General features: G+C 34.5%; 13 protein-coding genes and 2 pseudogenes. 13 read left to right on the top strand and 2 right to left on the bottom strand.

The genetic code is table 11. From position 1 onward, the window contains the following. Window positions 1–58: 58 nt before the first annotated feature. Together KI356_RS18820 and KI356_RS18815 are read left to right on the top strand one after the other, a co-directional pair. Window positions 59–712, top strand: coding sequence for a YdeI/OmpD-associated family protein (locus KI356_RS18820; RefSeq protein ID WP_212936132.1), 654 nt, complete (start codon window positions 59–61; stop codon window positions 710–712). 126 nt (window positions 713–838) lie between these two features. Beyond that, the gene (locus KI356_RS18815) at window positions 839–1,954 is read left to right on the top strand and encodes an NAD(P)/FAD-dependent oxidoreductase (RefSeq protein ID WP_212936131.1); all 1,116 of its coding nucleotides are present in this window, start codon (window positions 839–841) and stop codon (window positions 1,952–1,954) included. A gap of 447 nt (window positions 1,955–2,401) precedes the next feature. Here the strand turns inward: KI356_RS18815 and pssA are convergent, their stop codons facing one another. Continuing rightward, window positions 2,402–2,893 carry a CDP-diacylglycerol--serine O-phosphatidyltransferase gene (gene pssA / locus KI356_RS18810; RefSeq protein WP_212936130.1) on the bottom strand — a complete coding sequence of 164 codons (492 nt, stop codon included), beginning with the start codon at window positions 2,891–2,893 and terminating at the stop codon, window positions 2,402–2,404. Window positions 2,894–3,265: 372 nt separating this feature from the next. Here pssA and KI356_RS18805 point away from each other — a divergent pair, with 372 nt between their 5' ends. From KI356_RS18805 to KI356_RS18780, 6 genes and pseudogenes are all read left to right on the top strand, one after another. After that, a complete protein-coding gene (locus KI356_RS18805) occupies window positions 3,266–5,512 on the top strand; it encodes an ABC transporter ATP-binding protein (RefSeq protein ID WP_212936129.1) in 2,247 nt (748 codons plus the stop codon). Further along, entirely contained in the window at window positions 5,509–7,383 is a 1,875-nt protein-coding gene (locus tag KI356_RS18800; protein WP_212936128.1) for an ABC transporter ATP-binding protein, read from the top strand. The genes KI356_RS18805 and KI356_RS18800 overlap by 4 nt, the downstream gene beginning before the upstream one ends. A gap of 256 nt (window positions 7,384–7,639) precedes the next feature. Continuing rightward, window positions 7,640–9,069, top strand: a pseudogene (locus KI356_RS18795) (PQQ-dependent sugar dehydrogenase). A 178-nt stretch (window positions 9,070–9,247) separates the two neighbouring features. Continuing rightward, window positions 9,248–9,820 (top strand): YybS family protein, encoded by a 573-nt coding sequence (locus tag KI356_RS18790; protein WP_212936127.1) that lies wholly within the window; start codon window positions 9,248–9,250, stop codon window positions 9,818–9,820. A gap of 68 nt (window positions 9,821–9,888) precedes the next feature. Then, window positions 9,889–10,452, top strand: a complete 564-nt coding sequence (locus tag KI356_RS18785; RefSeq protein WP_212936126.1) for a GNAT family N-acetyltransferase — start codon at window positions 9,889–9,891, stop codon at window positions 10,450–10,452. Window positions 10,453–10,529: 77 nt separating this feature from the next. Beyond that, on the top strand, window positions 10,530–10,910 hold the full coding sequence (locus tag KI356_RS18780; protein WP_002119702.1) for a nucleotide excision repair endonuclease: 381 nt from the start codon (window positions 10,530–10,532) through the stop codon (window positions 10,908–10,910). A 127-nt stretch (window positions 10,911–11,037) separates the two neighbouring features. Here KI356_RS18780 and KI356_RS18775 read toward each other — a convergent pair whose 3' ends face one another. Next, the gene (locus KI356_RS18775; RefSeq protein ID WP_128280139.1) at window positions 11,038–11,244 is read right to left on the bottom strand and encodes a hypothetical protein; all 207 of its coding nucleotides are present in this window, start codon (window positions 11,242–11,244) and stop codon (window positions 11,038–11,040) included. 157 nt (window positions 11,245–11,401) lie between these two features. Between KI356_RS18775 and KI356_RS18770 the strand changes: the two genes are divergently transcribed. The 5 genes and pseudogenes from KI356_RS18770 (at window position 11,402) to KI356_RS18750 (ending at window position 15,178) form a co-directional block, all read left to right on the top strand. Continuing rightward, window positions 11,402–12,181 (top strand): undecaprenyl-diphosphate phosphatase, encoded by a 780-nt coding sequence (locus tag KI356_RS18770; RefSeq protein ID WP_002119708.1) that lies wholly within the window; start codon window positions 11,402–11,404, stop codon window positions 12,179–12,181. A gap of 81 nt (window positions 12,182–12,262) precedes the next feature. Then, entirely contained in the window at window positions 12,263–13,585 is a 1,323-nt protein-coding gene (locus KI356_RS18765) for an NAD(P)/FAD-dependent oxidoreductase (protein ID WP_212936125.1), read from the top strand. A 63-nt stretch (window positions 13,586–13,648) separates the two neighbouring features. Beyond that, window positions 13,649–14,170 (top strand): GNAT family N-acetyltransferase, encoded by a 522-nt coding sequence (locus tag KI356_RS18760; RefSeq protein ID WP_212936124.1) that lies wholly within the window; start codon window positions 13,649–13,651, stop codon window positions 14,168–14,170. A gap of 22 nt (window positions 14,171–14,192) precedes the next feature. Continuing rightward, the gene (locus tag KI356_RS18755) at window positions 14,193–14,714 is read left to right on the top strand and encodes a YfiT family bacillithiol transferase (RefSeq protein ID WP_002119716.1); all 522 of its coding nucleotides are present in this window, start codon (window positions 14,193–14,195) and stop codon (window positions 14,712–14,714) included. Then, window positions 14,654–15,178: pseudogene (locus KI356_RS18750) on the top strand (GNAT family N-acetyltransferase). The gene KI356_RS18755 and the pseudogene KI356_RS18750 overlap by 61 nt, the downstream one beginning before the upstream one ends. Window positions 15,179–15,199 lie beyond the last annotated feature (21 nt).

The following is a 15,199-nucleotide window of genomic DNA, read 5'->3' as shown; positions in this document are numbered from 1 at the left end:
CACTAGAACAGTATAAAGAAGTATATAAAATGAATATTGGATGTAAAGGAAGATTATAATGTCAGTTATTGATAAATTGAAACTAAATAAGTATACAAATATGGTCGTAATTAACGAACCAAGTGATTATGACATTTTCACAGGTAAAGAAACTGCATTTTCAAAAGAACACGATGCCATTTTTATTTTTGTAGAAACGCTTGATGAAATGGTGAAACAAACGAATTTTATTATTAGTAATGAAGAATTGCTAATTGAAAAAGGCTATATATTCTTCGCATATCCGAAAAAAGGTAATTCTCGTTACAGTACGTTTATTCACCGTGATGAGATGTTTCCAGCATTAAACGTTGGAGATGATGGATATGTGGGGGAAAGCGAAATTAAATTTGCGCGAATGGTAAGTATGGATGACGTTTTCACTGTTGTTGGTTTAAAGCATGAAAAGAAAAAAGTGAAGAAAACGCCTGCTGCAAGTCAATGTGTAGCTGATTATGCCGATCGAATTCAAGATGTGGAAGCATTATTGGCTAATCATCCGACTGAACTTAAATTTTATCAAAGTTTAACTCCTGGATATCAAAAAGATTGGGCACGTAATTTATTTTCTGTAAAACAAGAAAAAACACGTGAAAAACGTCTTGAGAAAATGATTGAAATCCTTTCACAAGGCTATAAAACAATTGAATTATTCCGTAAGAAGAAAAAATAACGATTAGGGACGTCACAATGATGCAACAATTAATTGAGATGAGTACATTGAAAAAAGGATTCCTTTCAGTATACTAAAGTATGTTCTTATATTTGAATAATTAGCAAAAGAGAAAAGGTGTTTGAAATGAAATCATATATTGTAGTTGGATCTGGAATTTTAGGGGCATCAACTGCCTATCATCTTGCTAAGGCCGGTGCAAATGTAACAATTGTTGATCGTCAAGAGTTAGGTCAAGCAACTGATGCAGCAGCAGGTATTGTCTGTCCGTGGCTGTCGCAACGTCGTAATAAAGCATGGTATAAAATCGTTAAAGGCGGTGCACGTTACTATTCTTCGTTAATTCAGCAATTAGAAGAAGACGGCGAAACGGATACAGGTTACAACCGTGTAGGTGCAATTAGTTTACATACTGACGAGAAAAAGTTAGACCAAATGGAAGAGCGAGCGTATAAACGCCGTGAAGATGCCCCGGAGATTGGTGAAATCACTCGCTTATCAGCTGAAGAAACGAAAAAATTATTCCCTGCATTATCGGAAGAATATAGTTCTGTTCATATTAGTGGGGCTGCAAGAGTAAATGGAAGATCATTACGCAACGCATTAATAAGCGCTGCGAAAAAATATGGTGCAACTTTTATAAAAGGAGATGCCATATTAGTCCGTAAAGGAAATCATATTACTGGAATTGAAGTAAACGATGAAACAATTTTAGCAGAAAAGGTTATTGTAACTGCAGGCGCATGGGCGAACGAAATCTTGAACCCATTAGGAATTAATTTCTTAGTTACGTTCCAAAAAGGACAAATTGTTCATTTACAAATGGAAAATACAGCAACAGAAAATATGCCAGTTGTTATGCCGCCAAACGATCAATATATTTTAACATTTGACAATGGCCATGTCGTAATTGGTGCAACACATGAGAATGATACTGGTTTTGATCACCGTGTAACTGCAGGTGGTTTACATGAAGTATTCCATAAAGCATTAACAGTTGCGCCTGGCTTGGAAGATGGCACAATGCTTGAAACTAGAGTTGGCTTCAGACCGTTTACGCCAGGATTCTTGCCTGTTATTGGCCCACTCCCTAATTTTGAAGGTATACTCATTGCGAACGGATTAGGTGCTTCAGGATTAACAGCAGGTCCATACTTAGGATCAGAACTTGCGAAACTTGCGTTAGGGCAACCAATTGAATTAGATTTAAATGATTACGATGTTGCAGGGGCAATCGAATAGTAATAAACAAAAAAGATTAGGAGTGATTTCCTAATCTTTTTGTTATGTTATTTGGGCGTAACTAAGTATTTTGAGAGGTAGGGGTTCTTTTAAACAAGGGGTACCACCACATCGCAATCAAGCTAAGAAAATAGATAATCCACAAAACGAAAATTTTTTGCCCTTTATAGCAACGAAGTGCATTTTTATCATTTGAGGTATTAGAGAAGAAAGATTGATTCGTTCAATATAGAGGCGAAAATACATATCAGAAATATAAACAATAACCTCAAAAACTGGAGGCTATTCAATTTCACAATCTATTATGAGCAATTACAATAGGTAAGCTCTTTAAAGTCTGTCCCATCGCTGTATCCGTAAAATGATGAATAACATCAAAATCCTCAATTTGATGGATATTAGCGAACTGTTTCACAAATGAAATTAAAGCGATAGGCGGGATCCCAATTAAAGTTTTTTAAACTTAATTGGACTTACCATTAAGAGAGCGAGGATTAATGTAATCCATGCATTGCTATATGAAAACAACCCCATACCAGCCAATGGTAATCCAGCAGCTGGAATAGGTAATCCCTTAAAATATCCAATGGTTGGTTTTATACTAAATTTAGCTAATCTTAAAGCCCCCATTGTTGGGAAAAGGATAAATGCCAAAGAAGTTAAAATAGATGGTGTTGCTATCGAATGAAATAAAAGTGCAGGAGCAACTCCGAAACTAACAATATCAGCTAAGGAATCTAATTGTACACCAAACTCACTGTTCACTTTTAATTTTCTCGCAATTCTTCCATCAAGGAGATCTAAAACAGCTGAAAAGAAAATAAAAATGGAGGCTACTTCCAAATAGTCACTCATATTCATGGTAATTGAAAAAACGCCGCACAATAAATTTCCAATCGTAAATAAATTGGGTACAGATTTTACTATCTTATTGAACAAGATTGTCCCCCCTAAGTTGATCAAACTTCACATTTATGTAGCATTTTCTATATATTCTTCCGTTATTCTTGAAAATATATGACCACTGTATGCTAAATTTCGACAAGAGAAAAGCCGATTTCCTGTACGTTATGTTGGTTTATAAACATGTTTTATCAAGAACATGTGCGTTCTATTTTAGGATTTAAGTCCTATAAAACAAAATCTACACCCTAAAAGTTGCATCATATCTTCATATAGTCATAAAATTAGTCTGTGGTCCAAAATACGTAAAGAGCTGCTGGAATGAATTACTGAGAATACGAAGAATAAAGGAGAGAAACGGAGTAAAAACTAAAAAAATTAGATAAGGAAAATGGAGAGATGAATTAAATGTTAAAGATCATTAAACATTTAAAACCATTTGTTGCTTCCATCATTGCAGTTGTATGTCTTTTAACTGTGCAGGCAGTATGCGATCTATCACTGCCAGACTATATGTCTAACATTGTCAATGTAGGGATTCAACAAAAAGGTGTAGAAAATGCAGTACCTGAGGTTATTCGTAAAAGTGAAATGGATAAACTTACGCTCTTTATGAATGAAAATGAAAAGAAAAAAGTAGCTGACAACTATGCGCTTTTAGATAAGAACAACCTCTCTCAAAGTGAACTGAAAAATGATTTAAAAGATTATCCGCAGCTTGATAAAGAGCCACTTTATAAGCTACATACAGAAGATAAAAAAATAATTAACGAGCTTAACGATATCTTTGGGAAACCAATGTTAATTACACAAGGAATTGAAAAAGGCGGCGCATCTGCTTTCCCTCCTGCTGCGACAGGCGACAACAAAACACCAGCGAAGCTTCCGCCAAATACTGATCCTTTTGCAATCATTGCGAAACTTCCTCAAGATCAAATCAATGCAATGAAAGACAAGGCCAATGAGAAGTTCAAGAATATGCCAGGTAGCATGGTAACACAGTCAGCTGTTCCATACATTGAGAATGAGTATAAGAAGATCGGTATCAATACTAATAAACTTCAATCTAATTATATTTTTACTTCCGGCGGGAAAATGCTGCTTTTATCCTTAGTAAGTATGGCAGCTACCGTTATCGTGAGTTTACTTGCTGCAAAAGTAGCTGCTGGACTCGGCAGAGACCTTAGAAAGAAAGTATTTCGGAAAGTTACAAACTTTTCGAATGCGGAGTTTGATAAGTTTTCCACTGCATCTCTAATCACAAGAAGTACAAATGATATCCAGCAAGTTCAAACACTTATGGTTATGATGCTTCGCATTGTATTCTATGCACCGATTTTAGGTATAGGCGGCATTATTAAAGTACTTACTACAGACGTTTCAATGGGATGGATTATCGGAGTTGCCGTAATCGCAATTTTAAGCTTAGTCATTGGTTTATTTAGCGTCGCGATTCCTAAGTTTAAGCGTATCCAAAAGTTAGTAGATAAAATTAACTTAATCACTCGTGAATCCTTAACAGGTATGCTCGTTATTCGTGCTTTTAATAATCAAAAACATGAAGAAAAGAAATTTGAAAAAGGAAATCAAGATTTAACAAAAACAAACTTATTTGTAAGCCGTTTAATGTCATTTATGATGCCAATGATGATGTTTATCATGAATGCTGTTACTGTACTTATTATTTGGGTTGGATCACACCAAGTGGATATGGGAAATATGCAAGTTGGTGATTTGATGGCATTTATGCAATATACAATGCAAATCATCATGGCATTCTTAATGATTTCAATGGTATCTATTATGGTTCCACGTGCTTCAGTTTCCGCACAACGTATCGCAGAAGTTTTAGATACTGACATTACCATTAGTGATGTAAAAGAGCCGAAAACATTTGCTTCAGACAAGAAAGGTTACGTTGAATTTAAAAATGTTAGCTTTAGATACCCAGGTGCAGAAGAAGATGTGCTTTCCAATATCACTTTTACTGCAAAACCTGGTGAAACGACAGCTTTCATTGGAAGTACAGGTAGTGGTAAATCAACATTAATCAACTTAATTCCACGCTTTTACGATGTCACAAGTGGTCAAATATTAATAGATGGTACGGATATTAGAGAAGTATCTCAGAAGGAATTAAGAGAGAAAATTGGCTATGTACCGCAAAAAGGAGTTCTATTCTCAGGTACAATCGAGAGTAACTTGAAATACGGTAAGAAAGAAGCAACTGAAGAAGAACTCACAAAAGCGGCAGAAATCGCACAAGCTATGGAGTTTATTGACACGAAACCTGAAAGCTTCCGTACAGAAATATCACAAGGTGGTACGAACGTTTCTGGTGGCCAAAAACAAAGACTTTCTATTGCACGTGCTCTTACGAAAAAATCGGAAATCTTCATATTCGATGATAGTTTCTCAGCTCTTGACTTTAAGACAGACGCAGCATTGCGCAGAGCTTTAAATAATGAGATTACAGGAAGTACTATTTTACTTATTGCCCAAAGAATTAGTACAATCATGAATGCGGATAAGATCATTGTACTTGACGAAGGAAAAATAGTTGGAACTGGTACTCATGAAGAGCTTATGGAAAACTGTGAAGTTTATAAGCAAATTGCTTTATCACAACTTTCAAGAGAGGAGTTGTCATCATGAGTGATAGAAAAATAGAAAATAGAAAACAAGGCGGTCCTGGTCCTGGCGGTGGCGGTCCTATGGGCGGCGGCATGAGAAAGATTGAGAAGGCAAAAAACTTTAAAGGAACGATGAATAAACTCCTTCAATACTTGAAGCCCTATAAATTATCAATTTTAGTCGTTATTCTTTTCGCAATCGGTAGTGCAGCCTTTACAATCGTTGGTCCAAAAATTTTGGGCAATGCGACAACAAGACTTTTCGAAGGACTCGTAAGCAAAGTATCAGGAGCACCCGGTGCGGCCATTGACTTTACCTATATCGGAAACATTGTCATTTTACTCCTTGGATTATACATACTGAGCACTGTGTTTGGTATTATCCAGGGGTACATTATTTCTGGAGTAGCTCAAAAAGTATCTTATAACTTCAGAAAAGAAATCGATGAAAAAATTAACCGTATGCCGCTGAAATACTTTGATAAAACAACGCACGGCGAAGTATTATCAAGAATTACAAATGACGTAGATACGGTGAGCCAAACTTTAAACCAAAGTATGTCGCAAATCATCACATCCGTTATTACAATCATCGGTGTACTTATCATGATGTTATCAATAAGCTGGCAAATGACATTAGTGGCGCTTTTAATATTGCCAGTATCGATGATTCTCATCATGGCAGTCGTAAAACGATCACAAAAATATTTCAAATCCCAGCAAGAATATTTAGGACACGTAAACGGTCAGGTCGAAGAAATTTATAGTGGTCACAATATCGTAAAAGCCTTTAACAAAGAAGAAGAAGAAGTGAAAAAATTCGAAGAGGTAAATGATACCCTTTACCACTCCGCATGGAAATCTCAATTTTTATCCGGAATGATGATGCCGATTATGACATTTATCGGTAATATCGGTTACGTCGCTGTATCTATTTTAGGCGGATGGCTTGCGGTAAAGAGAACCATCGCAGTTGGAGACATTTTAGCCTTCGTGCAATATGTGAGAAGCTTTACGCAACCAATCGCTCAAGTAGCGCAAATCGCGAACGTACTTCAATCCACTGCAGCTGCTGCAGAAAGGGTCTTCGAATTTTTAGAAGAAGAAGAGGAAGTTCCAGAAGCAGAAAATCCAGTGAAGCTGCAAAAAGTTCAAGGAGAAGTTACCTTCCAAGATGTTCAATTTGGATACAATCCAGATAAGATCATCATCAATAATTTCTCATCTAATATTAAGCCTGGACAAAAAGTTGCAATCGTCGGACCAACCGGAGCTGGTAAAACAACGATTGTAAAACTGTTAATGCGTTTCTATGACATAAACAGCGGTGCAATATGTATCGACGGTCACGATATAAAAGACTTTACGCGAGAAGACCTGCGCAACATGTTTGGTATGGTACTTCAAGACACTTGGCTATTTAACGGATCCATCATGGAAAATATACGTTACGGTAGACTCGATGCTACAGACGAAGAAGTAATTGAAGCATCGAAAGCAGCTCACGTTCACAGCTTCGTAAAAACATTACCAAATAAATATCAAATGGAACTAAACGAAGAAGCAAGCAACGTATCCCAAGGACAAAAGCAACTACTAACAATTGCACGCGCCCTTATAGCGGATCCGAAAATATTAATACTCGATGAAGCAACAAGCTCCATTGACACTCGTACAGAAGTACTGATTCAAAAAGCGATGGAAAACCTTATGGAAGGTAGAACAAGTTTCATTATCGCTCATAGATTATCAACAATTCGTGATGCAGATTTAATCCTTGTCATGAAAGATGGGGATATTGTAGAACAAGGTAATCATGAAGAGTTATTGAAAGCTGATGGTTTCTATGCATCGCTTTATAATAGTCAGTTTGAAGGTGCGGATGCTTCTTGAGTTAGGTGTCCCGAAAGTCCATTTAAATAATAAAAACCCACGATGAAAATTCATTTTCTTCGTGGGTTTTTATTATTTTTAAGGTTCTGTTACAAAGTTTTTAAAAGTAAGCTAGACTTTTGCAAAACAGAGTAAGGAACATGATAAATGGGGTATCAGAAATAGTATCCAATTCCCTAGTCCCTAATTGAATACTAATCGAACAGTTCTAATCATATTCTTTTAATAAAACGCAATTAAAGGGGTGTAAAGTAAGTTGATAAAAGTAAAGGTTAGTTTACGACCTATTGTTAGTAAGATAAATATGCCCACTGTTTTGAAAACAACTATACTTCCTGGTGATTCAATTGAAAGGTTATTCATCGCAACCCAGGTAGGAGAAATCTTTTACATAGGAGACGGAGTTATAAGGACTTTTTTAGATATTCGCCCGCGAATCATAAAATTAGGCACATCTGAAGAAGGGGTTTCTAGTAGTGGTTATGATGAGCGAGGATTGCTAGGGCTAGCGTTTCATCCACAATTTTATAATAATGGTTTGTTTTATCTTCATTATTCAGTAGCAGGAACACAAGGACCAGGAGCTCTTTCTGAACCTTTCAAGCCCAATCCGTGTGATCCCGGAACTTTAAACTTAAAATGGATAAATAGAGAAACTCAATATGATCATATTGATACAGTTGAAGAATGGATTTTGCAATCGAATGGTCTACCTCAAAAACGACGGACATTATTGAACATAAGAAGACCATTTTTTAATCATAACGGTGTCAATAGTTTATGCTTTTCACCTGAAACTGGGAAACTTATTTTAACAACTGGAGATGGTGGATCAGGCTATGATCCATTTAATTTAAGTCAGGATGATATAGAGATAGCTGGTAAAATAATTGAAATTGATGTAGTTAAGAATACATTTATTACTGATCCCCCTGTAGTTACACGTTTTAACGAACTTCCTGTATCTATTCAAGAAACGCTTACGATAATTGCCAAAGGAGTTCGTAATATAACAGGTATTTCATTTCAAAGGTTGTATAATCAGTACATCAAATATGTTGGAAATGTCGGACAGGATATAGTAGAGTCAATTTTTTCATTTGTTCATTATAAACCAATGCCGGTTACCGAACTTGTTCAAACGCATTTAATGAGATCTACTCCTGATCAAGATGGATTTATTAACTTTGGTTGGCGAGGGTGGGAAGGCGATTTACCTACTTCTTTTATACGGCACTGTTCCGAGAATCAGACTTTGGATGAGAGAACAATGGCTTATTATGATGAAACAATTCAAACGTCAGTGAAACGTATTCAGCCTCTAATTAGTTATTTTCATAAAGATTCCAGACCGGATAAGTTTAGAGGAACTGCACTTACAGGAGTCCAGTCATATATGGGAACTGGAATCCCTAATTTAACAGGTAGTGTCGTGTTTACCGATCTTGCTAAGAAGAAGAATCTCAATCTCCAGTTAAGGGTGTTTTAGCATATGCCAGAGCAAGTATAGACGGTAAACGTAGTGACTTTAATGTTATTGAAACCAATTATGATTTCGGTACTCAAGCAGCTTATTATGTTAGTTTAGGAGCAAACTTAGATCAAACTAAATTATATTTAGGAGTTTATGGTTCTATGAAAGTAACTGATTTTAACAAAGGTACTATTTATGAAATTGTCCCTTGATAAGATATAAACTCTAAGTCTAAAAATGTAAGAAATTCATTCTTCTTCAAAATGCACGACCTGTTGTCCCTCTAAAAAACCTCTATGTATAAATGATTAGTAGAAAGTAACTCGTAAACTATAAGTGTGTGAATAATTATAGTAAGTGATGAATTGGGTATCTTTAGGAGGTATTTTGATGAATTGCTTTAGATGCTATTGGTATCAATGGATGATAGAGCAGGATGCGAATTTTGTTCATAAAAGAAAGGTGACTCCTGCAAGTAGGTTAGTCATTACAGCTTTATTAGGTTCATTTGCTGCTATCTTTCAATCTGCGGGGAACTTAATCCCTGGAATAGGGTTATTTATTAGTCCTTTCGCGACACTACCGATTTTTCTAGCTATTTGTTATTCTATTCGTGAGGGAGTACTCTCGTATATTCTTACTATTTTCCTATTATTCATTATTGAGCCAAGTGAACTAATTGTCTTTCCCTTTACTACAGGATTATTAGGTATAGCGTTAGGAGTATCCTTTTTACAATTCAAGAGGAGGATTTGGGTAATTTCCTTTTCAGCGATATGTCTACTTATAGGAATTATGATCATTCTCGATATCTTCCGTTTTCCTGTACTCGGTCCTACTATTCATACAACTATGGATATAAAAGTTATTACATTAATATTTATACTGAGTTTTCTATACTGCTGGATCTATGCAGAGCTGTGTAGAATAATAATGAATAGAGTATATAAAGTATGGTCTTAACAATTGTATAAAATCTTTTTGAACGAATGCACTTTCTCATATATTTTCAAAGATTGGAGATCTAAGTCATGTATAACGTTGAAATTAGAAGACCGAATTCGGATGATATAGATGAACTATACTTGTTTTTCCGTATAGTTATTACGAATACATATAAAAATGAAGGGTTATCCCAATTATTAGATGACATAGAAAATGAAATTTACTCGAAAAAGCAATATTTGAAAAATGATTTTGATAGTAATGGAGAAAATCGCTACTTTTTGTTAGCGATAGATAAAGGTAACGAAAAAATCGTTGGAACAATTGAAGTTGGTCCAGCTAGCACATTAATTAATAGTTGTACAAGTGGTGTACTTAAAGACTTGTATGAAATCGGAACTGTATTTGTACTTCCGGAATATCAAGGAAAAGGTATTGGTAGCATACTACTAAATGCAATGTTCCTTACTTTACTAGGTGAAGGAATAACAGAATTTTGTTTGGATAGTGGATATAAAAACGCGCAAAAAATATGGAAGAAGAAATTTGGAAAACCTAGTTATGTATTAAAGGATTATTGGGGTGCATCAATTGATCATATGATTTGGAAAAAAAGTTTGCATGATATACCTATAATATTCAAATTATGAAATGAAATATGCATCTGAACATAGCTTTTCTTACCTACTTATGCTATTATTTATCTTTATAATAAAAGAGGACGTGAATGAATTTGATTAAAATTAATATTCCTGAAGCTGATGTTTCAATTACTGAACGTAAACAAGTTATTAAAGGAGACGAGCCATTAATTACTCCAATTAACGGTTTTATCGATTTCCACTTGTTCCCTAGAGATAAAGGCGGCATTTTTATGTTTTACAATATTAATGACGAACTTCTTTTCGTAGGTAAAGCTCGTAAAATTAGACAACGTATTAAAAAGCATTTTGAAGATAATGTTTCACCAATCAAAAATTATCGTGATGAAGTATACCGCATCGATGCATGTATCGTAGAAGATCCAACAGAAAGAGAAATTTACGAAACTTACATCATTAATGAATACAAAGCGAAATATAACGTTGATAAAGTGTTTTATAAATAAACAACATTAGCGAAATAAAAACAATCCTAGTACATACACTAGGATTGTTTTTATTTATATAGCTTTGTAATTTTTGTCCGTAATGATTTTCCTCGCATTTGTTCCTCCTTATAAGGGAATATATTATTTAATCGGCAGAATTTTTTCGTATTTTAAAGCAATGGGCGGCAATTAAACAAAGTACCCCTATAAATAACATAATAATTCCAAGAGTTTTATGCTTTCCTTCGAAGAAAGGTATGTCTGTAATTACATTTGTCATACATAAGCCTAAGAACACAAGAATAGGTCCAATCCAAAGTAATATGTTTCCTAATTTTGTGTGTTTCTCCATATAAACCCTCCTTTGTTTTTACATATATATCCATCTGCATTGCGATCCATAACTTCTAAATAAAGATTAAAGTAAATCCCAAGAGAAATATATTTTCTTTCATAACAAAAATTAAAGCATCATATATTGGTACAAGCAAACGAGAAAGGAGATCATCATGAATTGGCTAGAAGCTTTTATTTTAGGGATTATTCAAGGATTGACAGAGTTTTTACCTATAAGTAGTACAGGGCATCTTTATTTAGGGAGACATCTTTTTCAATTAGATGAAGCAGGTTTATTTTTAGATACGATGCTGCATATTGGAACGTTACTTGCGGTGTTTATTTATTATAAGAAAGAATTTATATATTTAATTAAAAATCCGTTTTCAAAGCTTATGTTTTTACTTATTGTCGGGACGATACCTGCGGTTGTAATCGGTTTATTATTTAAAGACTTTTTTGAAGATATTTCAAAAACAGGTATAACAATAGGTTGGGAGTTTTTAGTGACGGGTTTATTTCTTTATATGGCCGATAAACAAAAAAACGGTCGTAAAAAAATGAATGATATTACATATAAAGATGCATTCATAATTGGTTCATTTCAGGCAGTAGCTATATTTCCAGCAATTTCTCGTTCTGGAATGACAATTGTCGCTGCATTATGGAGAAAGTTAGACCGCGAAACAGCAGCGTACTTTTCATTTTTATTATCAACACCAGCTATTGTCGGAGCTATCATCTTGCAATTTGCAGATGTTTTCCAAGGAAAAGCAGAATCTATTTCTAGTACATCATTAATTGTCGGAACATTATCAGCAGCGTTCTTTGGTTACATAGCAGTTTCATGGATGATTCAATATTTAAAACGTCATTCTTTAAAAGTATTCGCGTATTACGTATGGGGATTAGGTATTTTAATTTTAACGTTGCAATTCACACAGGTGTTTTAAATATAATTATCAAGGAATTATTAGTTAAGATCCTGTTCCATTCATACACGACAGGATCTTTTTTTCATTAAGGGGGAAACAATGTTTACTAAGGCTATCGTTATCGGTGGAAGTATAGCAGGGAAACTCACAGCAAAGGCTTTATCTGATGATTTTGAAGAAGTACTCATTTTAGAAGCAGGAGAAAGATGGGATGGAAAATGTCCGCGAAAAAGAGTTCCGCAAAGTAATCATCCGCATGTGTTATTAAAAGGCGGCGAAGAAGCAATTGAGGAGTTGTTTCCTAACATTACTAATGAATTAATTGAAGCAGGTAGCATCGTAAATAACTTTACTCGCGATTTAAAATGGCATCAATTCGGCCTATGGAAGCAGCCTTTCAAAGGCGAGATAAATATGATTCAACAAAGTCGTCTTCTGTTAGAATCGCATATTCAAAAACGAATTGAACAAGTTTCAAATGTGACTACGAAGTATGAAATGTTGGTTGAAGGATTACTAGTAGATAACAAACTTAATAAAGTCTATGGAATAAGAGCTAAATGTTTGAAAACAGAAATGAAAGAAGAATTTCATGCAGATCTTGTTGTTGATGCAAGTGGATTTGGTTCGAAAAGTATAGATTGGTTACAAGAATACAATTTCGAAGTACAAGAAGAGAAAGTAAAAATTGATTTGTTTTACGCAACTAGAATGTTTAGGCTCAAAGAAAAAGAGAAATTAGACTGCTGTAATATGCTTATGTCTCCAAGTTTTCCTGAGAATCCTTATGGTGTGCTAATTCAAACGATTGAAGATGATCGTTATTTTGTTACTTTTAGTGGATATGCAAATGAAAAAGCACCGCAAACAGATGATGAATTTTATGATTTTGCTGAAAACCTATCAATCCCTAATGTTACAGAGTTTCTAAACAAATCTGAGGTGATTACCGATATAAAAACGTACAAAATTCCATATCAAGTACGCAGGCGATTTGATCTAGTTAATAATTTACCTGAAGGATTGTTAGTAGTTGGAGATGCACATTGTCGTTTTGATCCAGTTTTCGGACAAGGTGTTTCAGTTGCAGCTATGGAGGCTCACCAATTGCAATTAATTCTTCAAGGAAGAAAAAGGCTTGATAAAACATTAACTCAAGAGTTTTATACGAAGTCTGCTATGATTATCAAAACACCTTGGGAAATGACCACAACGGAGATAGCACGTCATCCTAAGTTACAGAAAGAATTAACTATGAAACAAAAAGTTCAGCAATGGTATACGAAACAAATATATCAACTTTCTGCAAGTGATTCTGATATTTATATTCGGTTAGTTAGAGTTATGAACTTAATTCATAGTCCATTTCATCTTTTTCATCCTAGAGTATTACTTACTGTATTACTTAGACGAAAGAAATAGCAGGAAAATTATCGTTTAAAAAAGAATGTATAACAGTTAGTAAATCAAGAAGGGGTAAGCGGGATGGAAATATACATAGAACAATTAAAGAATCAAGACGCTGAAGATTTATTTAATTTTGAACTCACGAACAAATCATTTTTTGAAACAATGGTACCAAGTCGGGGCTCTAATTATTACGTGTATGAATACTTTCAAAAGCAACTTGACGAACTATTAAAAGAACAAACCGAGGGGATTTCTTATTTTCATCTCATACGTAATACAGAAAAAGAAATTGTAGGACGTATAAATTTAGTTGATGTAGATAAGGAAAAACGAATTGGGTCGTTAGGCTACCGAGTTGGAGAGAAGTTTACTAAAAAAGGAGTTGCAGCAGCATCTGTAAAATTGATTTTGGCTCAAGCAAGATTCTATGAAATTAATGAAATACATGCTATGACAACAACAAATAACATAGCTTCACAAATTGTATTAGAAAAGAGCGGATTTTCTCGTGAAAAGGAAGCGAATACGACTACTGTAGATTTAAACGGGGAAAACGTAAATTTCGTACATTATATTTGGAGGACTACTAAGGATTAAAAATAATAGGGGGGACATGTACATGAAGGATTTACGTTATCCAATAGGCCAATTTACTTATGTAGGCACTATTACAGAAGAAATAATTGATAAATGGATTCAAGAAATTGAGGATTTACCTAATGAATTAGCAAGAGCGATAAAAGATTTAGATCAGAAGCAGTTAGATACACCGTATCGCGTTGGTGGATGGACTGTTCGTCAAGTCGTTCATCATGTTGTTGATAGTCATATGAATAGCTACATACGCTTTAAATTAGCACTGACAGAAAAGAATCCAACTATTAAACCGTACAAAGAAGAAAAATGGGCAGAGCTACCTGACTCAAAATTACCAGTAGATGTTTCACTTGTAATGCTAGATTCATTACATAAAAGATGGGTTAACTTATTATATTCTTTAGAACCGGCAGATTTAGAAAAGACATTTAATCATCCTGAATCAGGAGAAAAAAAACTTGCTGCTGCAATTGGACTATATGCATGGCACGGTCGTCATCATACAGCTCATATTACTTCTTTAAGAGAGCGTTTAAATTGGTAACATTAGAGAAGGCGACAGAAATTGATGCAGAGATTATATTTCAAATGCAAGTAGAATCATTTAGTTCATCATTAGAAAAGTATAAGGATTATGAAACAAGTCCGGCAAATGAACTTATTGAAAGAACGATTTCAAGAATAAATAATCTGGACGGTGGATTTTATAAAATTTTCGTAAATACGAATCTTGTAGGAGCGATATGTATATCACGTAAAGAAGAGGCATCTAAATTTTGGATAAGCCCGATGTTTATTATTCCAAACTATCAAGGGAACGGAATTGCTCAAAAAGTATTAATTTTAATTGAGTAGATGTTTCCGGAAGCAACGACTTGGGAGCTTGCTACAATTTTAGAGGAAGAACGAAATTGTTTTCTATACGAAAAGCTGGGATATATAAGAACAGAATTTAAAAATAAATTAAATGATAAAGCAACTTTAATTTATTATAAAAAAGAAAGGTAAAGCACATTTTAAATGCTTTAC

It is taken from the genome of Bacillus hominis (assembly GCF_018332515.1).
GTDB lineage: Bacteria > Bacillota > Bacilli > Bacillales > Bacillaceae_G > Bacillus_A > Bacillus_A hominis.
The sequence above is the reverse complement of the archived record's forward strand: the minus strand, read 5'-3'. Positions and strand labels throughout refer to the sequence as shown.